This window comes from Rubellimicrobium aerolatum, from assembly GCF_017872975.1.
GTDB lineage: Bacteria > Pseudomonadota > Alphaproteobacteria > Rhodobacterales > Rhodobacteraceae > Rubellimicrobium > Rubellimicrobium aerolatum.
The window spans coordinates 1-22217 of the sequence record NZ_JAGGJP010000025.1; the positions used below are offsets into that span (position 1 = coordinate 1).

At 72.5% G+C, this 22217-nt stretch carries 20 protein-coding genes; 12 read left to right on the top strand and 8 right to left on the bottom strand.

Annotated features, from left to right (window positions below; all coding sequences use genetic code 11):
- The first annotated feature begins 129 nt into the window (after nt 1-129).
- On the top strand, nt 130-1203 hold the full coding sequence (locus J2Z33_RS16710; RefSeq protein WP_209843167.1) for an energy transducer TonB family protein: 1074 nt from the start codon (nt 130-132) through the stop codon (nt 1201-1203).
- Here the strand turns inward: J2Z33_RS16710 and J2Z33_RS16715 are convergent.
- From J2Z33_RS16715 to J2Z33_RS16735, 5 genes are read right to left on the bottom strand one after another with little or no spacing between them, the layout of a single operon-like run.
- Nucleotides 1200-1982, bottom strand: coding sequence for an ABC transporter ATP-binding protein (locus tag J2Z33_RS16715; RefSeq protein ID WP_209843168.1), 783 nt, complete (start codon nt 1980-1982; stop codon nt 1200-1202). The two genes, J2Z33_RS16710 and J2Z33_RS16715, sit on opposite strands and share 4 nt — an antisense overlap.
- Nucleotides 1979-3013, bottom strand: a complete 1035-nt coding sequence (locus J2Z33_RS16720) for a FecCD family ABC transporter permease (RefSeq protein ID WP_209843169.1) — start codon at nt 3011-3013, stop codon at nt 1979-1981. Before J2Z33_RS16720 ends, J2Z33_RS16715 begins: the two co-directional genes overlap by 4 nt.
- The gene (locus tag J2Z33_RS16725; protein ID WP_209843171.1) at nt 3010-4050 is read right to left on the bottom strand and encodes a FecCD family ABC transporter permease; all 1041 of its coding nucleotides are present in this window, start codon (nt 4048-4050) and stop codon (nt 3010-3012) included. The genes J2Z33_RS16720 and J2Z33_RS16725 overlap by 4 nt, the downstream gene beginning before the upstream one ends.
- Nucleotides 4051-4054: 4 nt before the next feature.
- On the bottom strand, nt 4055-5050 hold the full coding sequence (locus J2Z33_RS16730; RefSeq protein ID WP_209843173.1) for an iron-siderophore ABC transporter substrate-binding protein: 996 nt from the start codon (nt 5048-5050) through the stop codon (nt 4055-4057).
- Between the two features lie 9 nt (nt 5051-5059).
- Nucleotides 5060-5821, bottom strand: coding sequence for a (2Fe-2S)-binding protein (locus J2Z33_RS16735; RefSeq protein WP_209843176.1), 762 nt, complete (start codon nt 5819-5821; stop codon nt 5060-5062).
- 773 nt (nt 5822-6594) lie between these two features.
- On the opposite strand from J2Z33_RS16735, the gene J2Z33_RS16740 reads away from it, so the two are divergent.
- The 3 genes from J2Z33_RS16740 to J2Z33_RS16750 are packed head-to-tail and all read left to right on the top strand — an operon-like array spanning nt 6595 to nt 9454.
- A complete protein-coding gene (locus J2Z33_RS16740; RefSeq protein ID WP_209843178.1) occupies nt 6595-7659 on the top strand; it encodes a type III polyketide synthase in 1065 nt (354 codons plus the stop codon).
- Nucleotides 7656-8369, top strand: coding sequence for a methyltransferase domain-containing protein (locus J2Z33_RS16745; RefSeq protein WP_209843180.1), 714 nt, complete (start codon nt 7656-7658; stop codon nt 8367-8369). The genes J2Z33_RS16740 and J2Z33_RS16745 overlap by 4 nt, the downstream gene beginning before the upstream one ends.
- The gene (locus J2Z33_RS16750; protein WP_209843182.1) at nt 8366-9454 is read left to right on the top strand and encodes an NAD(P)/FAD-dependent oxidoreductase; all 1089 of its coding nucleotides are present in this window, start codon (nt 8366-8368) and stop codon (nt 9452-9454) included. Before J2Z33_RS16745 ends, J2Z33_RS16750 begins: the two co-directional genes overlap by 4 nt.
- A 16-nt stretch (nt 9455-9470) precedes the next feature.
- On the opposite strand, the gene J2Z33_RS16755 is transcribed toward J2Z33_RS16750, so the two are convergent.
- The 3 genes from J2Z33_RS16755 to J2Z33_RS16765 are packed head-to-tail and all read right to left on the bottom strand — an operon-like array spanning nt 9471 to nt 14031.
- A complete protein-coding gene (locus J2Z33_RS16755) occupies nt 9471-10646 on the bottom strand; it encodes an alpha-hydroxy acid oxidase (RefSeq protein WP_209843184.1) in 1176 nt (391 codons plus the stop codon).
- Entirely contained in the window at nt 10646-11920 is a 1275-nt protein-coding gene (gene rhaI / locus J2Z33_RS16760; RefSeq protein WP_209843186.1) for an L-rhamnose catabolism isomerase, read from the bottom strand. Before rhaI ends, J2Z33_RS16755 begins: the two co-directional genes overlap by 1 nt.
- 8 nt (nt 11921-11928) lie before the next feature.
- Complete coding sequence (locus J2Z33_RS16765; RefSeq protein WP_209843188.1) at nt 11929-14031, bottom strand: bifunctional rhamnulose-1-phosphate aldolase/short-chain dehydrogenase; 2103 nt, start codon at nt 14029-14031, stop codon at nt 11929-11931.
- Between the two features lie 180 nt (nt 14032-14211).
- Here J2Z33_RS16765 and J2Z33_RS16770 point away from each other — a divergent pair, with 180 nt between their 5' ends.
- The 8 genes from J2Z33_RS16770 to J2Z33_RS16805 are packed head-to-tail and all read left to right on the top strand — an operon-like array spanning nt 14212 to nt 22040.
- Complete coding sequence (locus tag J2Z33_RS16770; RefSeq protein ID WP_209843190.1) at nt 14212-15009, top strand: DeoR/GlpR family DNA-binding transcription regulator; 798 nt, start codon at nt 14212-14214, stop codon at nt 15007-15009.
- Between the two features lie 47 nt (nt 15010-15056).
- Nucleotides 15057-16055 (top strand): rhamnose ABC transporter substrate-binding protein, encoded by a 999-nt coding sequence (rhaS, locus tag J2Z33_RS16775; protein WP_209843192.1) that lies wholly within the window; start codon nt 15057-15059, stop codon nt 16053-16055.
- A gap of 58 nt (nt 16056-16113) precedes the next feature.
- Nucleotides 16114-17664, top strand: coding sequence for a sugar ABC transporter ATP-binding protein (locus J2Z33_RS16780; protein WP_209843194.1), 1551 nt, complete (start codon nt 16114-16116; stop codon nt 17662-17664).
- Nucleotides 17661-18641: an ABC transporter permease gene (locus J2Z33_RS16785; protein WP_209843195.1), complete on the top strand. Its 981-nt coding sequence runs from the start codon at nt 17661-17663 to the stop codon at nt 18639-18641. The genes J2Z33_RS16780 and J2Z33_RS16785 overlap by 4 nt, the downstream gene beginning before the upstream one ends.
- Nucleotides 18638-19645: an ABC transporter permease gene (locus J2Z33_RS16790; RefSeq protein WP_209843198.1), complete on the top strand. Its 1008-nt coding sequence runs from the start codon at nt 18638-18640 to the stop codon at nt 19643-19645. The genes J2Z33_RS16785 and J2Z33_RS16790 overlap by 4 nt, the downstream gene beginning before the upstream one ends.
- Nucleotides 19645-19959, top strand: coding sequence for an L-rhamnose mutarotase (gene rhaM, locus J2Z33_RS16795; RefSeq protein ID WP_209843204.1), 315 nt, complete (start codon nt 19645-19647; stop codon nt 19957-19959). The genes J2Z33_RS16790 and rhaM overlap by 1 nt, the downstream gene beginning before the upstream one ends.
- Complete coding sequence (locus J2Z33_RS16800; protein WP_209843200.1) at nt 19956-21329, top strand: FGGY-family carbohydrate kinase; 1374 nt, start codon at nt 19956-19958, stop codon at nt 21327-21329. Before rhaM ends, J2Z33_RS16800 begins: the two co-directional genes overlap by 4 nt.
- Before the next feature lie 30 nt (nt 21330-21359).
- A complete protein-coding gene (locus J2Z33_RS16805; RefSeq protein ID WP_209843202.1) occupies nt 21360-22040 on the top strand; it encodes an HAD-IA family hydrolase in 681 nt (226 codons plus the stop codon).
- The last annotated feature ends 177 nt before the right edge of the window (nt 22041-22217 follow it).

Below are 22217 nucleotides of genomic sequence, written 5' to 3' on the forward strand. Positions count from 1 at the left end.
AGGTCATGGGCGCGCTGAACGCGGGCGGCTTCTCGGACATCGGGCTCGTGACGGACGCCGGCGGGCCAGGGATGGGGGCGGGTCAGGAGGCGGGGCAGGGCGGGGCCAGCCCCGCGCAGGAGGGCTGAGATGGCCACGCTCCCCGGCCCGATCCGCGCGCCCGCGCCCCGGCCCCACCCGCGCCCGCACCTCGTGGGCCGGGGTCTCCTCCTCTCGGCCGTCGCCCATGGCGCGCTGATGGGCTGGCTGCTCTGGGGCGGCGCGATGGCGAGCGAGCCCCCGGACCCGCCCGTCACTGCCGTCACGGCGGTCTCGGGGATCGACTACGCCCGCGCCGTCTCGGCCTCCATGACCCCGGTCGCCGCCACCCCGGTCGCCGCCTCGGAGCGGCTGGAGGCGGTCGGCGGCACCCTCCAGCGGGGCGAGGCGGCCGAGTCCCTCGTCGCCGGCGCGGCCGAGCCGGTGCCGCCGACGGCGGCCCGGCCCGTCGAGACGGTGACCGCCGCCGCCACGCCCGTCGCGCCGCCGCCCGTGCCGGAGCCGGTGGAGCCGCCGCCCGCCCCCGCCCGCCCGGTCGAGCCCCTGCGCCCCATCGCCGCCGAGCCCGTCGCCGCCGAGCCCGTCGCCGCCGAGCCCCCGCCGCCCGCCGAGAGCGCCGCCCCGTCCGGAACCGTCGAGGCCCTGCCCGAGCCGCCCCGCGCCGCCGAGGTCGAGGCCGCCCCGCGCCCGCCCGAGCGCCCGCGCGACCTGCTGGAACCCGACCCCGAGCCGGAGCCCGAACCCGAGCCCCGACAGGCCCCAGACCCCGCGCCCCCCGTGGCCGAGGCCGCGCCGCCCAGCACCGCCGGCAACGCTGCGGCGTCGGCGCGGCAGGGCTCGCGCCAGGGACAGGAGGGCGCGACGGCGGCGCGGCAGGGGCAGGCCGCCTCGGGCGCATCCAGCGCCGCCGCCGCAAGCTATCCCGGGGAGGTGATGCAGCACCTCGGCCGCACCCGCCGCGACCGCCTGCGATCGAGCGGCACCGCCGTCATCGCCTTCACGCTGTCCGCCTCGGGCGGGCTGGCGGGGCTGGCCGTCGCCCAAAGCTCGGGAGTGCCCGAGGTGGACCAGGCCGGCCTCGCGCTCGTGCAGCGGGCCGCGCCCTTCCCGGCCCCGCCGCGCGGCGCGCAGACCAGCTTCTCGTTCCAGTTCACCGGCGACTAGGGCTCGCGCCGGGGGATCACGAGGGGAGTGCCGGTCTCGGGGTCGGGGATCACCCGCGCCTCCAGGCCGAAGACCGCGCGGATCGTGGCGGGCGTCACCACGGCCTCCGGCGTCCCCTCGGCCAGGATGCACCCGTCGCGCATCGCCACGAGGTGGTCGGCGTAGCGGCAGGCGAGGCCGATGTCGTGCAGCACCATGACCACCGTGCGCCCGAGGTCGCGGTTCAGCCGCCGCACCAGCGCCAGCACCTCGATCTGGTGGCGCAGGTCGAGGAAGGTCGTCGGCTCGTCGAGGAGGAGGAGCGGCGTCTCCTGCGCCAGCGCCATGGCGATCCAGGCGCGCTGGCGCTGGCCGCCCGACAGCTCCTCCACCCGCAGCCCGGCGAGGTCCGCCGTGCCGGTGGCCTCCAGCGCGGCGGCCACGGCGGATTCGTCGGCCCGCGACCATTGCCGGAACGCGCCCTGGTGCGGCGACCGCCCCCGCGCCACGAGGTCCGCCACCGTGATCCCCTCGGGGGCGAGGGGGGTCTGCGGCAGCAGGCCCAGGACGCGCGCCACCTCGCGCGTGGGCTGGCGGGCGATGGCCTTGCCGTCGAGCGTGACGGTCCCCCGCGCGGGGGCGAGGAGGCGGGCCAGCGCCCGCAGCAGCGTGGACTTGCCGCAGGCGTTGGGGCCGATGATGACGGTCACCCGCCCGTCGGGCACGGCGAGCGACAGGTCGCGGACGATGGGCCGCCCGCCGTAGTCGAGGGAAAGGTCGGTCGCGGCCAGCCGGGTCACAGCGCGCCCTTTCGGATCTGCGTGGCAAGGAGCCACAGGAGGTAGGGCGCCCCGATGAGCGCGGTGAAAAGCCCGGCCGGAAGCTGCATCGGCGCGAGCAGCACCCGCCCGGCGAGGTCGGCGGCGCAAAGGAGGAGCGCCCCGGTCAGCGCGGCCGGCCCCAGCGCCGGGCCGCCCCCGCCGGACAGGCGGCGCCCGATCGGCCCGGCGACCAGCGCCACGAAGGCCACCGGCCCGCAGGCCGCCACCGCCACCGCCGCGAGCCCGACCGCGACGGCGACGGTGGCGAGGCGCACGAGGCCCGTCCGCACGCCCAGGGCCGTCGCCACGTCCTCGCCCATCTCCAGCCGGTCGAGCCCGCGGCCCAGCGCCAGCCCCAGCGGACCCAGCACCGCGAGCCCCACCCCGGCCTGCGCCGCGTGGCTCCAGAGCCGCGCGTTGAGCGAGCCGGTGAGCCACTGCGTCGCCGCCGAGGCCGAGAACAGGTCCGTCCGCGTCATCAGCACGTCGGTCCCCGCCCGCAGCGCGAAGCCCACGCCGATGCCGACGAGGACCAGCCGCCAGACCCGCAGCCCGCCCTTCCAGGCCAGCGCGCCCACCAGCACGGCGGCCGCAAGGCCCCCGCCCAGGGCCGCCGCCGCGACCCCGACCCCCTGCGCCCCCGTCCGCGCGATCGTCGCCACCGCCCCGAGGCCCGCGCCTTGCGTGAAGCCCAGCAGGTCCGGCGAGGCCAGGGGGTTGCGCGCCAGCGACTGCATCATCGCCCCCGACAGCCCCAGGCAGGCCCCGGCGCAGAGCCCGGTCAGCAGGCGCGGCGCGCGCAGCGTGCCCACGGCGAAGGCCGCGTCGCCCGGCCCGAGCAGCGCCCGCAGCGCCGCCCCGGGGCCGAGCGTCGGCTCGCCCAGGCAGAGCGAGGCCAGCGCCAGTGCCCCAAGCGCCAGCGCCAGCCCCAGCAGCGCCGCCACGCCCCGCCGCCGCAGCCGGAGCGACCAGCGGCCCCGCCGCCAGACCAGATGGCCCGCCTCGGTCATGGTTGCAGGATCCGCAACCGGCGCACGATCCAGACGAAGGCCGGGCCGCCGACCAGCCCGGTCATGATGCCCACCGGCACCTCGCCCGGCGGCAGGACCACGCGGCCCGCCACGTCCGCCAGGAGCAGCACGACCGGCCCGAGCAGCGCCGCCGCCAGCACGCCGAGCCTCTGGTCCGGCCCCAGCGCCGCCCGAGCGAGGTGCGGCACCACGAGGCCCACGAAGGCCACCGGCCCGGCCAGCGCCACCGAGGCCCCGCTCAGCAGCGTCACCGCCAGCAGCACCCCCGCCCGCGCCAGCCCGATCCGCACGCCAAGGGACCGCGCCGCGTCGTCCCCCAGCGCCAGGGCGTTCAGCGCCGCCCCCGCCCAGACCGCGAGCCCCAGCCCCAGCGTGAAGGCGGGCAGCAGCGGCAGCAGCGCCGACCGCTCGGCCCCCGCCAGCGACCCCACCACCCAGAAGCGGTAGACCTGCAACACCTCGGGATCGATCAGCAGGATGGCCGAGACCAGCGAGGCCAGGAGCGAGGTCAGCGCCGCCCCCGCGAGCGCGAGCCGCACCGGCGTCGCCGCCCCGCGCCCGAGCGAGCCCAGCGCCTGCACCAGCCCCGCGACCAGCCCCGCCCCGGCGAAGGCGAACCACACGAGCCGGCCCGGATCGGTCACGCCCGCCCAGCGGACGGCCCCGACCAGCGCCAGCGACGCCCCGGCGTTGATCCCGAGAAGGCCCGGATCGGCCAGCGGGTTGCGCGTGATCCCCTGCATCAGCACGCCCGCCACCCCCAGCGCCGCGCCCACCAGCAGCCCCACCGCGAGGCGCGGCAGCCGCAATTCGCGCACCACGAGGTGATCGGGCAAGGCGGGGTCGGGCGACAGCAGCGCGTCGAGGACGACTCCCGGCGGCACGGGCCGCGCCCCCACCGCCAGCGCGGCGACCACCACCGCCCCGAGCAGCACCGCCAGCCCGGCCAGCGCCCCGAGCCGGCGACGGCGGAGGGGGGCCGCCGGCCGGGCGACGGAAAGGGCAGGGGCGCGCAAGCGGTCAGTCCGTCAGGCCGGCCGCGACCGACTCGGGGACCGGCGTCGCCGGGTCGCCGTCCGCCGCCGCCTCCAGCATCGGCACCAGCCGGTCGAGCGCGTAGGGCAGCGACAGCAGCGACGAGAAGGACAGCGCCCCCGACAGCAGCTCGTCGGCATAGGCCTCGCGCCCCTCGCGGTGCGCCTGCAGCGTCCGGCGCAGGGGCATGTCGCGGATCTCGGGCAGGGTGGTGCCGTCGCCCAGCCACAGCAGCACGTCGGCGTCGAGAGGGCTCGGGTCCTCGTCCGAGAAGGTGGCGTAGAAGCTGTCCGACGGCACGGCCCCGGCGATGGCGGGCGGCGTGGCGAAGCCCATCTGCGCCAGGAGCTGCGCCCGCGAATCGTTGGGCAGGAAGGCCGCCGGCGCGCCGTTCCAATGCACCGCCACCGTCGCCGTCCGGCCCTGCCACTCGGGATGCTCGGCCCGGATCGCCGCCAGCCGGTCCTCGATGGCGCGGACCTGCGCCTCGGCCTCCTCGGAGCGGCCGAGCGCGCGGCCCTTGAGGCGGGCGCGCTCCTGCCAGGGGGTCGAGTACTCGTCGTAGGGCGGCTCCGGCGCGATCACCGGGGCGATCTGCGACAGCAGCTCATAATCCTCGGCGCCGATCCCGGCATGGACCGCCAGGATCACGTCCGGCCGCAGCGCCGCGATCCGCTCCAGGTTCAGGTCGCCCTCGATCAGATCGAAGCTCGCGTCGCCCAGCGCCTCCCGCGCCCAGGGCCAGGTGCCGAGCGGATAGTCCCCATACCAGTAGCGCTGCGCCACCGGTACGACGCCCAGCGCCAGCAAGTCGTCCGGCCCGCCGTAGTCGAGAGAGACGACGCGCTCCGGCTCCGCCTCGACGGCCGTGGTGCCGAAGCGGTGCTGGAAGGTCTGCGGAAACTCCTGCGACACGGCCGGCGCGGCCGGCAGGAGCAGCAGGAGCAGGGCGGCGGCCCTTCGTGGCGTGGCGTGGGTCATTTCGTCCTCTCAGGATGCGTCCGGCCGGGTGGCGAGCCAGTCGCGCAGCAGGGCGTCGCGGCTGCCGGGGTCGCGCAGGACGCAGGTGGCGCAGGTCTGCCCGCCCTCGACGGTGTGGAAGCGGCAGCAGCCGCCCCGCGCCACCGCCCAGTCGCGGACCACCCGGCCGTCGGGTCTTTGAGCCTCGATCTCCACGAAGCCCCATTGCCGGTTGTGGAGCGGCGAGCCCTTGTCGCCCAGCAGGTCGCGCGCCAGCGCCATGCCCGCCCCGGCGTCGCCCCGGGCCCTGCCCGCCTCCAGGCAGGCCTGCGCCGCCGAGTCCGCGACCAGCCGCCAGAGCGCGCAGGGCGGCAGCCCCGTCCGCGCCGCGACGGCGGCAACGAGCGGGGCGACCAGCCGCCGGAGGCCGTCGCCGGGCCGCCCGCCCTCCGGGCCTCCGGGCGGGTCCACGATCACGCGATGCGCGATCATCCAGCCGCTCGCGCCCGCGTGCTCCCACCGCGCCCATCCCAGGCCGACCGCGACCTCGGCGGGCCCGGGCCAGCGCGCGCCGGCGTTGCCGTCGGCGAGCAGGGCCTCGACCAGCGGCCGCAGCAGGTCGCGGACCAGCCCGCCGACCAGGAAGGCCCCGGCGGCCTTGCGGTCGGTGCCGGGCCAGGTCCGCTGGTGCTGATCGAGCCAGGCTTCCAGCCGCCAGGGCTCCGAGGCGAGCTCGCTCAGGCGGCAGGTCTCGCCGTCCATGCGGGTCGTCGCGAGGGGATGCTCCGCCATGTCGGGCTCCGGGCCGGGCGGCCCCGCCCGGCCGCGCCGGACGATCTCTGATAAGAATGCTCGGCCATGTCAACGGAGGTTGAGTAATTTGGTCGGGAATGAGATCGTGGGTCAAAGGCCCCCCGCGTCCACCGTCGAGGGGGGCTCTGCCCCCCGCTTCGCTCCCCCCGGGATATTTGGAGCCAAAGAAGGGTCCTCGCGCGCGTGGCACGGCGGGCGGGGGTGTTGCGCGAACCGGGGGCCGAGCGTTCGTTGCTGTCGGACGGCGTTAACGCCTGGCTGGCATTCTCTCCCGCACACACCAGCGGCCCCCGCCGCACGGCCCGGCGCTCCCCAGGGGCGGAGACGCCGGCCCCGACGGCGGGGGGCGGAAAGGAGAGACAAGGACGAAGGGACGCCCGTCCGCAAGGAGGGCACGGACACACGCGATGGGCCAGGAGCGGCCAGATACCCGGCCAGGGAGACCGAGGCGCCCCACGGGCGTTCTCCCTCGATGCCACTGAGACCCAGCCCGCTAAATAGCGGCCGGTGCTCCCGCTCGCGCGCCCCTGGTCCCCGCGAGCCGGCGAGTGAACCCGGAGGCTTCGCGGGGATTTAGTCTGTCCGAGACCCCCCTCCTTCTTTGGCTCCAAGTATCCCGGGGGGAGCGAAGCGGGGGGCGGAGCCCCCCTCGACGGCCCACGCCGGCGTGACGCCGAGTTGCTCGGCGCCGTCGGCCCGCTAGCTGGCTTGGGGCGGACCGGGTCGGACGGCCGCGTCAGGGGCGAGTCAGAATGGATGCCTACCTCAACCGCGTCGCCACGGCCGTGCCGCCGAACGACGTCCATGCCGCCTTCGTGGGCTTCGCCGCCGGGCTCATCGCAGGCGAACGCAGCGCCCCGGTCTTCGACCGCCTCGTGAAGCGCAGCCAGATCGAGCATCGCTGGTCGGTGCTCACCCTGGCCGACGGCGGCCGCAGCGCCGTGGCGGGCAACGCCGAGGTCTACCGGCGCGGCGCCTTCCCCAGCACCGGCCAGCGGATGCGGCTCTACGAGCGTTTCGCGCTGGACCTCGCCGCCGAGGCGGTCGAGGGCCTCGACCTGGGCGAGCGGGCGCGCGAGGTGACGCACCTGATCGCCGTCTCCTGCACCGGGTTCTACGCGCCGGGGCTCGACCTCCAGCTCGTGGCGCGCTGCGGGCTCGACCCCTCGGTCGAGCGGACGGTGGTCGGCTTCATGGGCTGCTATGCCGGGATCAACGCGCTCAAGCTCGCGCGGCACATCGTCCGCTCCGAGCCGCGCGCGCGGGTGCTGATCGTGTCGGTGGAACTCTGCACGCTGCACCTTCAGGAAACCTCGGACCTGGAGAAGGTGCTGAGCTTCCTCGTCTTCGGCGACGGCTGCGCGGCGGCGCTGGTGACGGCCGACCCGGCGGGCCTGTCGCTCGACCGCTTCCACGCGGCGCTGCTGCCCGAGGCCTCCGAGCAGATCACCTGGACCATCGGCGACGGCGGCTTCGACATGTTCCTGTCGGGGCAGGTCCCCGCCTCGGTCGGCGAGGCGCTGCGGCGAGGCCGGGAGGTCATCCTCGACGGGGCGGGGACGGACGAGATCGACCTCTGGGCGATCCATCCCGGCGGGCGGTCGGTGCTCGACGCGGTGCAGGGGGCGCTGGAGCTGGGGCCCGAGGCGCTGGCGGATTCGCGCGAGGTGCTGCGGCTCTATGGCAACATGTCCTCGGCCACGGTGCTCTTCGTGCTGGCGCGGATGCTCGGGCGGGCGCGGTCCGGCGAGAGGGGCTGCGCCATGGCCTTCGGGCCGGGGCTGACGGCCGAGACGCTGCTCTTCTCCGCCGCATGACGGCCGACCTGTCGCGGCGGAGCGACGCGTCCGAGCTGATGGACGACCCGGGGACGGACTACGCGACCTTCCGCGACTGCCTGCGCGACCTCGCGCGCGTGAACCGGATGTCGCTGGGGTATCGGCCGACGCTGGCCTTCCTGGAGGGACTGCGGCGGGCGGGACGGCTGGACCTCGGGCGGCCGGTGGAGGTGCTGGACGCCGGGAGCGGCTACGGCGACCTCCTGCGCGCGGTGGACGCCTGGGCCGAGGGGCAGGGGCTCGCCGTGCGGCTGACGGGGGTGGACCTGAACCCCTGGTCGGCCCGGGCCGCCGCCGAGGCGACGCCCGACGGCCGGCCGATCCGCTGGGTGACGGAGAACGTCTTCGACCACGACGGCGGGGCCGACGTGGTGGTGAGCTCGCTGTTCACGCATCACCTCGAGGACACGGCGGCGGTGGCCTTCCTGCGCTGGATGGAGGCGAAGGCGCGGGTCGGGTGGTTCGTCAACGACCTGCACCGCCACCCGCTGCCCCATCGGACCTTCGGGCCGCTCGCGGCGGCGCTGCGGCTGCACCGCTTCGTGCGGCACGACGGGCCGGTGTCCTTCGCCCGCGCCTTCGTGCCGGACGACTGGGCGCGGCTCCTGCGCGAGGCGGGCGTGCCGGACGGCGCGGCCCGGGTGGAGCGCTGGGTTCCGTTCCGGCTCTGCGTGGCGCGGGCGCGATGAGGGCGGAGGTGGTGGTCGTCGGCGGGGGCCTCGCCGGCGCGGCGGCGGCGGCCCGCCTCGCGCAAGCCGGGCGGAAGGTGGTGCTGCTGGAGCGGACGACCGGCGCCCACGACAAGGTCTGCGGCGAGTTCCTGAGCTTCGAGGCGCAGGAGGAGCTGGCGGCGCTGGGGCTCGACCTGCCGGCGCTGGGGGCGGTCCCGATCGGGCGGGTGGCGGTCGAGCGGGGGACTCGTCGGGTCGAGGCGGCGCTGCCCTTCGAGGCGCGAAGCCTGTCCCGGCGGGTGCTGGACGAGGCGCTGCTGGCGCGGGCGGCCGCACTGGGCGTGGAGGTGCGGCGGGGCGCCCGTGTTACCGGGCTGGTGCGCGAGGGCGCGGGTTGGGCCGTCGCGGTGGACGGCGGGGAGGCGGTCGCGGCGTGGGATGTGATGCTGGCGACGGGCAAGCACGACCTGCGGGGGTTGCCGCGCCCGGAAGGGCGGCAGGACGACCTCCTCGGGTTCAAGGCCTATTGGCGCCTGGACCCAGGGGGCCTGGAGGGCGCGGTCGAGCTGCACCTCTTCCCCGGCGGCTATGCCGGGCTGGAGATGGTGGAGGGCGGGCGCGCGAACCTGTGCCTCGTGGTGCGGCAGGCGGCCTTCGTGGCGCTGGGCGGGCGCTGGGAGGCGCTGCTGGCGCATCTCCTCGCGGCCTGTCCCGGCCTGAGCGCCCGGCTGGATCGGGCCGAGCCCTGCGGACGACCGCTCGCCATCGCACGCATCCCTTATGGGCTGGTGCGGGCAGGGAGCGACGGGCTCTGGCGGCTGGGGGACCAGGCGGCGGTGATCCCGTCCTTCACCGGCGAGGGGATGTCGCTGGCGCTGCACGGAGCGCGGCTGGCGGCGGAGGCGATGACGCGGGGCGAGGGGCCGGGGACGTTCCAGGCGCGGCTGGCGCGGGACGTGGCGGGGCAGGTGTGGCGGAGCACCTGGGCGTCGCGGGCGATGGTGACGCCGTGGGGTCAGGCGCTGGCGGGGGCGCTGACGCCGGGGCTGCTGCGCGGGGCGCTGTGGGCGACGCGCATCCCGGCGGCGGCGCGGCGCGGCTGACGTCGGGGCGGGCCCGTCAGCCTTGCCAGTCGCCCTCGAAGTCCTTGGGAATCAGCAGCACGTCGCGGTCGAGCGTGTTCACGTCGCGGCGGCCGCAGAGGGCCATGGTCGTGTCGAGCTCCTTGCGGATGACCTCTAGGGCGCGGGTCACGCCGGCCTCGCCCATGGCACCCAGGCCGTAGACCCAGGCGCGGCCGATCATCGTCGCGTCGGCCCCGAGCGCCAGCGCCTTGAGCACGTCCTGGCCGGAGCGGATGCCGCTGTCGAGCCAGATCTCGGGCCGGTTCGGGCGGTCCTGCAGCGCGCGGACAATGGAGGGGAGCATCCGTATGGACGAGAGCGCCCCGTCGAGTTGCCGCCCGCCGTGGTTCGAGACCACGATGGCGTCGGCCCCGACCTCGGCGGCGAGCTTGGCGTCCTCGGGGTCGAGGATGCCCTTGAGGATGAACCTGCCGCCCCACTTCTCCTTGATCTTGCGGACCTTGTCCCAGTCGAGCTGGAGGTCGAACTGGTCGTTGGCCCAGGTGGAGAGGGAACTCATGTCGGCCACTTCCGAGACGTGGCCCACGATGTTGCGGAAGCTGCGCCGCTGGGTGCCCAGCATCCCCAGGCCCCATCCCCAGCGCCGCGACAGGTCGAGCAGCGTGCGCGGCGTCAGCTTGGGCGGCGTGGAGAGGCCGTTCCGCAGGTCCTTGTGCCGCTGGCCGAGAATCTGGAGGTCGAGCGTCAGCACGAGCGCCGAGCAGTTGGCCCGTTTGGCCCTCTCGATGATGCGGTCCACGAAGCCTTCGTCCCGCATCACGTAGAGCTGGAACCAGAAGGGCTTGGTCACGTGCTCGGCCACGTCCTCGATGGAGCAGACGGACATGGTGGACAGCGTGAAGGGGACGCCGAACCTCTCGGCCGCGCGGGCGGCCTTGATCTCGCCGTCGGCGTCCTGCATCCCCGCCGACCCCACGGGGGCCAGCGCCACGGGCATCGCCACCGGCTCGCCCAGCATGGTGCTGGCGGTGGTGCGGTCGGACATATCGACCGCCACGCGCTGGCGCAGCCGGATCTGGGCGAAGTCCGAGACGTTGTCGCGGAAGGTCTGCTCGGTCCAGCTTCCCGACTCGCAGTAGTCGTAGAACATCCGGGGGGCGCGGCGGCGGTGGAGCCGCCGCAGGTCGTCAATGTTCGTGATGATCGGCATCAGACGATCCCGCCGCCTCCCGCTTGCGCCGCCGGTCGTTCGGCAGCCACGCGGTCACGATAGCCGGACGCGCGGAAGGCCGCCACCGGGTCGATGGCCGCACCCTTGTCCAGCCGCGCCATGGCGAGGATCGGCTCCACGTCGGTGCGGAAGGCACGCTTGAGCGTTGTCGTGGCCATCAGGGCGTCGTTGGCCTCCTGATGGGCGGCCAGCGCCTCGCGGTCCACGAGGAGCGCCTGGACGTAGGCGCGCTGCACCTCGGTCGCCGAGACCATCAGGCTCTCGATGGGGTCGGTGACGTTGTGGCTCTGGTCGAGCATATGGGCGGGGGCGAAGCCGGGCTTGCCCTCGGCCTCGATCAGCTCGTTGAAGACGAGGAACAGGCGGTAGGGGTCGATGGACCCGGCGTCGAGGTCGTCGTCGCCATACTTGGAGTCGTTGAAGTGGAAGCCGCCCAGCTTGCCGCGCGACACGAGGCGGGCGACGATCATCTCGATGTTGGTGTTGGGCGCGTGGTGGCCGAGGTCCACGAGGCAGAAAGCCTTTTCGCCGAGTTCCGTCGCAATGAGGTAGTTGGTGCCCCAGTCCTGCACCACCGTCGAGTAGAAGGCGGGCTCGAACATCTTGTGCTCGGTGAAGAGCCGCCAATCGGCGGGGAGTGCTGCATAGATGGCGCGGGCCGAGTCCATGTAGCGGTCGAACTGCCGTGAGAAGTCGGACTGGCCGGGGAAGTTGGAGCCGTCGCCGATCCAGACGGTCAGGGCCTTGGAGCCGATGGTCTGGCCGATCTCGATGCACTCGATGTTGTGCTCGACCGCCTGGGCGCGCACCGACGGATCGGTGTGCGAAAGCGAGCCGTGCTTGTAGGAGAGCAGCTGGCCCGGTTGGTCCTGGAAGGTGTTGGAGTTCATGGCGTCGAACCCCAGGCCCCATTCGGCGGCCTTGGCGAGGAGGTCCGCCGCCGGGGCCTTGTCCCAGGGGATGTGCAGCGAGACGGTGGGCGTGGCCCCGGTCAGCCGGTGGATCACGCCGCAGTCGTCGAGCTTGTCCATGATGCCGCGCGGCTCGCCCCGGCCGGGGAAGCGGGCGAAGCGGGTGCCGCCGGTGCCGACCCCCCAGGAGGGGACGGCGACCGCGAAGCGCGCGGCCTTGTCCTTGATCGCGGCGATGTCGAGGCCCGCGCGGGCCAGACGCTCGCCGAGCGAGTCGTAGTCCGCGCGGAGCGCCGCCTCTGCGGTTTCGTTGGCGAGGTCGATGGGGGTGCGGTCAAGCATCGGGGGCCTCAGCGGGTGAAGGATTGGACGTTGCCGGCGTCCACGTTGATGATGTTGCCCGTGGACTTGGCGGACAGGTCCGAGGCCAGGAAGTAGGCCGCTTCGGCGATGTCCTCGGGGAGGACCGACCGCTTGAGCAGGCTGCGCTGGCGATACATCTCCTCCAGCCCTTCCTTGTCGGTCTTGTAGGTCGAGGCGCGCTGGTCGAGCCATTCGCCGGACCAGATCTTGGACCCGCGCAGCACGGCGTCGGGGTTGACCACGTTCACGCGGATGCCGTCGGGGGCCCCTTCGAGCGCGAGGCAGCGGGCGAGGTGGATCTCGGACGCCTTGGCGGTGCAGTAGGCCGCCGCGCCGGGCGAGGCGGCGAGGCCGTTCTTGGAGGCGACGAAGACGATGGCCCCGCCGATGCCCTGGACCTTGAGCATCCGGAACGCCTCGCGCGAGACGAGGAAGTAGCCGGTGGAGAGGATCTCCATGTTCCGGTTCCAGAGGGCGAGGGTCGTCTCCTCGACCGGGGCCGAGGAGGCGATGCCGGCGTTCGACACGACGATATCGACGCCGCCGAACTCCACCGCCATCTCGGCGTAGGCGCGGGCGACCGCCGATTCGTCGGTGACGTTCATCGGGACGGTGCGGACCACGTCCGCGCCGAAGCGCCCGGCGAGGTTGGCGCGGGTCGCCTCCAGCGCCGCCTCGTCGATGTCGGCGAGCATGACGCAGGCCCCTTCGCGGAGGTAGCGTTCCGCCGTGGCCGAGCCGATGCCGCCCGCGCCGCCCGTCACGACCGCGACGCGGCCCGCCAGGGACTTGGGCTTGGGCATCCGGCTCAGCTTGGCCTCCTCGAGGAGCCAGTACTCGATGTCGAAGGCTTCCTGCTCGGGCAGGCCCTGGTAGGTGCTGACGGCCTCGGCGTTCCGCATCACGTTGATGGCGTTCACGTAGAACTCGCCGGAGATGCGGGCGGTGGCCTTGTCAAGCGCGAAGGTCAGCATCCCGACGCCGGGCACGAGGTAGACGACGGCGTTCGGGTCACGCAAGGCCGGGCTGTCGGGGTGCTTGCAGCGGTCGTAATAGGCCGCGTAGCCTTCGCGGTAGGACTCCACCGCCGGGGCGAGACGCGCGAGCGTGCCGTCGAGGTCGGGGTTCGCGGGGTCGAACGCGACCACCAGCGGGCGGATCTTGGTGCGGAGGAAGTGGTCGGGGCAGGAGGTGCCCAGAGCCGCCAACCGTTCCATGTCCTTGCTGTTCACGAATTCCAGCACGGTGTCGGAGTCGTCGAAATGGCCGACCTTGTGACGGTCCTTGGAGATGAGGCCCCGGATCGCCGGCATCAGCCGCGCGGCGATGGCGCGGCGCTCATCGGGGGGGAGGGCCTGGAACGTCTCGCCGCCGAAGGCGGGGACGCCCGCCGCCTCCTCCTCGAAATAGGCGATGGCCTTGTTGATGGTGGCCAGCGTCGTCTCGTAGCAGGTCCGGGCGTCGTCGTCCCAGCAGAACAGGCCGTGGCTTTCCAGCACGACGCCTTTGGCGTCCGGGTTCCTGAGGCAGAAGTCCTCCAGCCACAGGCCCAGCTCGTAGCCGGGCTTCTTCCACGGCAGCCAGCCGATCTCGGAGCCGAAGATCTCCTGGGTCAGCTCCCTGGAGTTCACCGAGGCGGCCACGGCAATGATCGCGTCGGGGTGGACGTGGTCCACATGGCGCTTGGGCACGTAGGCGTGGAGCGGCGTGTCGATGGAGGCGGCGCGCGGGTTCAGGTTCCAGGTCGCGTGGGGCAGGTAGCCCACCATCTCGTCCTCGAACTGGACGCCCCGATACTTGCCCTTCAGGGCGCGCAGCTTGTCCATGTAGAGCGTCGCGAAGCCATCGAGCGTCATGGTGCCAATGTCGCCGCCCGAGCCCTTGACCCAGAGGACCTCCACCTGCTCGCCGGTCAGGGGGTCGGTCTCCATGACCTTGGCCGAGGTGTTGCCGCCGCCGTAGTTGGTCACGCGCTTGTCGGAGCCGAGAAGGTTGGAGCGGTAGAGGAGCTTTCCGCTCTCGCTCATCCCCTGCGCCTTGGCGTCGTCCCATAGGCTTTCGAGGCGCGAACGGGGCGCTTTCTGCAACATCGGAATCCTCCCTCTGGGCCGCGTCGGGCCGTGCGTCGGGCGCAACCTGAACCCGGCCCGGCTTTAAGTCAATCATCTTCGATCACCATCAATCATATGACGCCCATCGCTGCGCTGCAGCGATTGAAACTGATTGACACTGAGCGGAACCTGTGGCCGTTTCGGCGTGGGGAGAGCCATATGATCGAAAGCGAGCGCCAGCGCGTCATCCTGTCCGCCGTCCAGGCCAAGCCGGTCGTGACGGTGGCCGAGCTCGTGGAGATGACCGGCGCCTCCGAGGCGACGATCCGGCGCGACATCGCGGCGCTGCACGTCCAGAAGAAGCTGCGGCGGGTGCGCGGCGGGGCGGAGTCGCTGGCGCCCATCGTCTTTCCAGGGCTGGCCGGGCGGCCTTTCGCCCTCAAGGCCTCGCAGAACCTCCCGCAGAAGCGGGCCATCGCCCGCGCCGCCGTGGACCTCTGCGAGGACGGCGACGCCATCATCGTCAACGGCGGCACGACCACGTTCCAGATGGTCTATCCGTTGGCGACGCGGCGGTTGCAGGTCTTCACCAACTCCTTCCCCATCGCCGGGCACCTCCTCCACAACTCGCGAAACACGGTGCTGCTGTCGGGGGGAACGGTGTATCGCGAGCAGGAGATCGTGCTGTCGCCCTTCGACAACGACGTGACGCGCAACTTCCAGGCGCGGCGGATGTTCATGGGCGCGCAAGGGATCGGCCCGCTGGGGGTGAGCGAGATCGACCCGCTCATCATCCAAGCCGAGGAGAAGCTGATCGGCCAGGCCGAGGAGCTGGTCGTGCTGGTGGACGCCAGCAAGTTCGAGCGGCGGTCGAGCCTGATCGTGCGGCCGCTGGCCAAGGTTTCGACCGTCATCACCGACGACCGGGTGGAGGACCGCCACGTGCGGATGCTCCAGGAGGCGGGCGTCGAAGTCATCGTGGCCCCGGCAAGGGCCGCGGAGGAGAAGGCGTCGTAGGGAGGAGCCCGACGGCGCACAGACGACTCATCCAGGGAGGACTACAGATGAGCACACGCAGGACCTTTACCATCGGGCTGACGCTGGCGGCGTCGCTGCTGGGCACGACCGCCATCGCGCAGGACGATCCCGTCCGCATCGCGCTGGTGGTGAAGTCGCTGGGCAACGGCTTCTTCGAGGCCGCCAACCGGGGGGCCGAGGAGGCCGCCGCCGAGCTCGGCAACGTCGAGATCATCTACACCGGCCCGACCTCCACCACCGCCGAGGGGCAGATCGAGGTCATCAACAGCCTGATCGCCCAGGGCGTGGACGCCATCGCCATCTCGGCCAACGACCCCGACGCGGTGGTGCCGGCGCTCCAGAAGGCGATGCAGCGCGGCATCACCGTTATCTCCTGGGATTCGGGCGTCGCGCCCGAGGGCCGGCAGATGCACCTGTCGCCCTCGTCCAACGAGCTGATCGGCCAGACGATCATCAAGCTCGCCGCCGACCAGCTCCCCGAGGGCGGGCAGGTTGCGGTGCTGTCGGCGACCTCCACCTCCACGAACCAGAACATCTGGATCGAGGAGATGAACAAGGTGATGGGCGACTACCCCAATATCGAGGTGGTGGCGACGGTCTATGGCGACGACCTCGCCGACAAGTCGTATCGGGAGACGCAGGGGCTGATCCAGACCTACCCAGACCTCGACGCGATCATCGCGCCGACCTCGGTGGGCATCGTCGCCGCCGCGCAGGCCGTGGCCGACGCGGGCAAGATCGGGCAGATCAACGTGACCGGCCTCGGCCTGCCGTCCGAGATGGCGGGCGCGGTGGAGTCGGGCGCGTCCAAGTCCTTCGCGATCTGGAACCCGGTCGATCTGGGCTATGCCACGACGATGATCGCCTACCACCTCGCCCAAGGTGACGCGACCGCCGAGCCGGGCGCCGCGATCCCGATGGGCCGGATCGGCACCGCCACCCTCGACGACAACAACGAGGCGGCGATGGCCGTGCCCTTCACCTACGACGCCTCGAACATCGAAGAGTTCAAGAGCGTCTTCTGATCCGCCCGGACGGGTCCGGCCCTTGCGCCGGACCCGTCCCCCTCTGTCGGGTGACCCCATGAACGACCAGAGCCTCGCGCGGGCCGCCGTCCTGCGTCCGCCCGCCGCCGGACCCAATCCGGTCCTGCGCCTGTCCGGCATCGGCAAGAGCTTCCCCGGCGTCCGCGCGCTGCAGGACGTGGAGCTGGCGCTGTATCCTGGCCAAGTCACGGCGCTGATCGGCGAGAACGGCGCGGGCAAGTCCACGCTGGTCAAGATCCTGACCGGCATCTACCAGCCCGACGCCGGGCGGATCGAGCTGGACGGGGCGCCAGTGCGCTTCCCCACCGCGCTCTCGGCCACGCAGGCGGGTGTCACGGCGATCCACCAGGAGACCGTCCTGTTCGACGACCTGACGGTGGTGGAGAACATCTTCCTCGGACACCAGCCGCGCAACCGGTTCGGGCTTCTCGACTGGGGGCGCATGACCCGCGAGGCCAAGGCGATCCTCGACCGGATCGGCGCGCGGATCGACCCCCACGTGACCCTGCGCGAGCTGGGCATCGCCTCCAAGCACCTCGTCGCCATCGCCCGCGCCCTGTCGGTCGAGGCGCGCGTCGTCGTCATGGACGAGCCCACGGCCGCCCTGAGCCAGACCGAGATCGAGGAGCTCTACGAGTTGGTGGACCGGCTCAAGGCGGACGGGAAGGCGATCCTGTTCATCAGCCACAAGTTCGACGAGATCTTCCGCATCGCGGACCGCTACACCGTCTTCCGCGACGGGCAGATGGTCGAGGCCGGGCTGATCGCCGACGTGACCGAGGATCACCTCGTGGAGCGCATGGTCGGCCGCTCGGTGGACACGATCTTCCCCAAGCGCCACGCCGCCATCGGCCCCGAGGTGCTGGCCGTCGAGGGCTACAGCCACCCGACCGAGTTCGAGGACATCTCATTCACGCTGCGGCGGGGGGAGATCCTGGGCTTCTACGGCCTCGTCGGCGCAGGGCGGTCCGAGTTCATGCAGGCGCTGTTCGGCGTGACGAAGCCTTCGCGCGGGACGGTGCGGATCGGCAGGCAGGCGGTTGCCATCCGCTCCCCGGCCGAGGCCATCGGGCACGGCATCGTCTACGTCCCCGAGGACCGGGGCAAGCAGGGCGCGATCCGGCCCCTGCCCATCGTCCAGAATGTCACGCTGCCGTCGCTGGGCCGCACCTCGCGCAAGGGCTTCCTGCGGATGGCCGAGGAGTTCGCCTTGGCGCGGCGCTACACCGAGAGGCTGGACCTGCGGGCCTCGGCGCTCGACCAGCCGGTGGGGAACCTGTCGGGGGGCAACCAGCAGAAGGTGGTCATCGCCAAGTGGCTGGCGACGCAGCCGCGCGTCATCATCCTGGACGAGCCCACCAAGGGCATCGACGTTGGGTCCAAGGCGGCCGTCCACGAGTTCATGTCCGAGCTGGCCGCCGAGGGGCTGTCCGTCATCATGGTCAGCTCCGAGATCCCCGAGATCCTGGGGATGTCCGACCGCGTGATCGTGATGCGCGAGGGGCGCCTAGCCGCCGAGTTCCCGCGCGAGGGGCTGACGCCCGAGATGCTGGTCCGCGCCGCCGCCGGCTACGGGAGGGCCGCATGAGCACGTTCCTGAAATCGCGCGAGGCGATGCTCGCCCTCGCCCTCGTGGCGCTGGTGGCGCTGGTCGAGAGCCGGTTCCGGGGCTTCGCCGCGCCCGGCAACCTCGCCGCCGTGTTCAACGACACGAGCGTGCTGATGATCCTCGCGCTCGGGCAGATGCTGGTCATCATGACCAAGTGCATCGACCTTTCGGTGGCGGCGAACCTCGCGCTCACGGGGATGACCGTCGCGCTGGTCAACGCCGCCGCGCCGGGCGTGCCGGTCGTGGCGCTGATCGCGCTGGCGGTGGGGCTCGGGCTCCTGCTCGGGGCCTTCAACGGGCTGCTGGTCTGGCTGCTCGACATCCCGCCCATCGTGGTGACGCTGGGAACGCTGACCATCTACCGGGGTGTCGTCTTCGTGATCTCGGGCGGGGAATGGATCAACTCCTTCGAGATGTCGCCCGCCTTCACCGCGCTGCCGCGCATGGTGATCCTCGGCCTGCCGGTGCTGAGCTGGATTGCCCTCCTTGTCGTCCTGCTGGTCGCGGTGCTGGTGCGGCTGACGCCCCTGGGCCGGGCGATCCTCGCGGTCGGCGGCAACGCCCACGCGGCGGTCTATACGGGGATCTCGGTCGGCTTCACCCGCTTCATGGCCTTCGTCATCTCGGGCGGGCTCGCCGGGCTCTGCGGCTATCTTTGGGTCTCGCGCTACGCGGTAGCCTACACCGACGTTGCCGTGGGCTTCGAGCTTGATGTCGTGGCAGCCTGCGTGATCGGCGGCGTCTCCATCGCCGGAGGCATCGGCACCGTCGGCGGGGCCGTGCTGGGCGCGCTGTTCCTGGGCGTCATCAAGAACGCCCTGCCGGTCGCCGGCATCTCGCCCTTCTGGCAACTCGCCATTTCCGGGGCCGCCATCATCGTCGCCGTGGCGCTCAACGCGCGGGCCGAGCGGACCAAGGGCCGCATCATCCTCAAATCCGCGGAGCACGCCGCATGAGCCTTGCCGAGGGAACCCGCCCCCGCCACATCCCCGACCGCCTCTCGGGCCGGATGGGCCACGCGCTGCGAAGCTGGGAGCTGCTCCTGCTCCTCGTCGGCGTCGCGATCTTCGTCGCGAACTCGCTGCTGTCGCCCTACTTCCTGTCGCCCTGGAACCTGTCGGACGCGACCTTCAACTTCACCGAGAAGGCGATGATCGCCTTCGCCGTGGCGATGCTCATCATCGCCGGGGAGATCGACCTGTCGGTGGCGGCGATCATCGCCCTGGCCTCGACGCTGATGGGCCTCGCGCTCCAGCACGGGGCGGGGACGCCGGTGCTGGTGGGGGTCGGGCTCCTGACGGGGCTGCTTTGCGGGCTGGTCAACGGCACGCTGGTGACGCGGCTGGGCCTGCCCTCCATCGTCGCGACCATCGGCACCATGAGCCTCTATCGCGGCATCTCCTACATCGTGCTCGGCGACGAGGCCTTCAACGGCTACCCCGCCAGCTTCGCCCTCTTCGGGCAAGGCTACGCCTGGTGGGTCATCTCGTGGGAGCTGGTGATCTTCGCCGTCCTCGCCGTCGCCTTCGGGGTGCTGCTGCACCGGACGAACTTCGGCCGGCAGGTCTATGTCATCGGCAACAACGACACCGCCGCCGCCTTCAGCGGGGTGCGGGTGCAGCGCGTCAAGATGATCCTTTTCCTGCTCACGGGGCTCATGTCCGGCGTGGCGGCGGTTTGCCTGACCTCGCGCCTGGGCTCCACCCGTCCCTCGATCGCGCAGGGATGGGAGCTGGAGATCGTCACCATGGTCGTCCTCGGCGGCGTGTCGATCCTCGGCGGCTCGGGGTCGATCCTCGGCGTGGTGCTGGCGGCGCTGGTCATGGGGATGGTGACCTTCGGGCTCGGCCTCCTCAACGTGCCGGGCATCGTCATGTCGGTCTTCATCGGCGCGCTGCTGATCGGCGTCATCGCCATCCCGCGCCTGATCCGGCTGGCGCGGACGGGGAGGGCCGCGTGATGGAGCTGCACGCCTTCCGCATGATCCTGAACCCCGGTGAGGCCGAGGAATACCGCCGCCGCCACGACGCCATCTGGCCCGAGCTGGTGGAACTACTGCGCGAGGCGGGGGTCGAGGACTACTCGATCCACCTCGACCCGGAGACGGGGCACCTGTTCGGCGTCCTCAAGCGCCGGCCCGACCATGGCATGGACGCGCTGCCCGAGCATCCGGTGATGAAGCGGTGGTGGGCGCACATGGCGGACATCATGGCGACGAACCCCGACAACAGCCCCGTCTCGGTCCCGCTGCGGACCGTGTTCCATCTGCCATGAGCGGGGCAGGGGGGGCACCGCGCATCGCGGTGCTCGACATCGGCAAGACCAACGTCAAGGTCGTCCTCGTGGACGGCGATACCCTGCACGAGGTGGCGGTGCGGCGAAGCCCGAACCGCCCCCGCACGGACGGCCCCTACCCCCACGCCGACGTGACGGCGCAATGGGACTTCTTCCTCGCCGCGCTGCGCGATCTGGCCACCGAAGGCCCGGTGGACGCCGTCTCCATCACCGCCCACGGCGCGACGGCCGCGCTGGTCGCGGGCGACGACCTCGCGCTTCCCGTCCTCGACTACGAATTCGACGGACCGGACTCTCTCGCCGCCGACTATGACGCCGAGCGGCCCCCCTTCGCCGAGACCGGCTCCGCCCGCCTGCCGCACGGCCTCAACGTCGGCGCGCAGCTCCACTGGCTCGACCAGCGGTTCCCCGAGGCGTTCGCGCGGGCGACGGCGCTGCTCATGTGGCCGCAATACTGGTCCTGGCGGCTGACCGGCGTGCTCGCCTCCGAGGTCACGAGCCTTGGCTGCCATACCGACCTCTGGGACCCGTGGAACGCCCGGCCCTCCAGCCTCGCCGTCGCGCGCAGCTGGGACCGGCTGCTGCCACCCTTGCGGCGCGCGGGCGACGTGCTGGGTCCGATCCGCCCCGAACTCGCCGCCGCCACTGGTCTCCCCAACGGCACCCCGGTCCTCTGCGGCATCCACGACAGCAACGCCTCGCTCCTGCCGCATCTCCTCGGGCGCGAATCGCCCTTCAGCGTCGTCTCGACGGGAACCTGGGTGGTCTGCATGGCGGTGGGCGCGCAGCCTCGGACGCTTGACCCGGCGCGCGACGTGCTGGTGAACGTCAACGCCTTGGGCGACCCGGTGCCCTCGGCCCGCTTCATGGGCGGCCGGGAATACGAGACCATCCGCCAGGGCCGCTCCCTCGCCGCGACGGACGAGGATCGCGCCGCCGTCCTGCGCGACGGGATCATGCTCCTGCCCTCCGTCGAGAGGGGATCCGGCCCCTTCCCCGGCCGTGCGTCCCGCTGGACCCACGACCCCGCGACCGAGGGACAGACCGGTGTCGCCCTGTCCTGGTATCTCGGCCTGATGACGGCGACCTGCCTCGACCTGATCGGCGCGCAAGGCGACGTGGTGGTGGAAGGGCCCTTCGCCGCCAACCCCGAGTTCCTGTCGATGCTGGCCACCGCCACCGGCCGACCCGTTCTGGCCTCCGAGGGCAACGCCTCGGGCACCTCGACCGGCGCGGCGCTGCTCCGAAGCGGGCACCGCCCGCCCGAAGCCGCCCGCCGCCACGAGCCCGACCCCCAGCTCCGCGCCTACGCCGATCGCTGGTCGCTCAAGGTCGTCGGGGCGACCTGATCCCACGCCATTCCGAAGGACCCTCGCTCCATGTCCGAGACCCCGCGCGGAACCGTCATCTTCGACCTCGACGGCACGTTGGTGGACAGCGCCCCCGATCTCGCCGATACGCTTGACGAGGTGCTGGCCGACCGTGGCCTCGCCCCTATCGGCCTCGATGGCACCCGCGCGCTGATAGGCCACGGCATCCCAGCCCTGGTGCGATCCGCCCTTGTCCTGCGCCAAGGCCCGGTGACCGAAGACGATCTCGCCCGCGCGTCGGATCGGTTTCTTTCCATCTATTCCGGGCGTCTCGCAGCCAAGACCCGGCCCTACCCGGGCGCGCCCGAGGTGCTGGACGCGCTGGCCGGCGCGGGCTGGCGGTTGACGGTCTGCACCAACAAGCGCGAGGCCGCCGCAAGCGAGGTCCTGCGGGAGCTGGGCCTCCTGCGCTTCTTCGCGCAGGTAGCAGGGCCGGACACCTTCGAGGCGGCGAAGCCCGACCCGGCCCATCTCCTCGGCCTGCTGCCTTGCCCGCAGCCCGCCGTGGTCGTCGGCGACTCGGAGATCGACGTCGCCGCCGCCCGCGCGGCGGGGTTGCCGGTCGTCGCCGTGGCTTGGGGCTACGCGCGCCGACCCGTCGGCGATCTCGGCGCCGATGCCATAGCCTTCCGCTTCGAGCAGGTGCCCGGCCTTGTCGAAGGGCTGAGCCCCCGGCCGCGTCATCGGTAGGGGATGGGCCTCGTTGTCCGTCGGTCTTGCTCTCGTGCTCCTGGCGTTCCCTTTCCCCTCCCGAGGCGCGTTCCCGCCAGTTCGTCCCATTGCTCTTGAGGGAGCGGCGGGGCTGTATCTGGGCCGGGTTGGGGTTTGGGGTCGCGTCTTGTGGTGTCCTGTGGCGTTCTTTGTTGT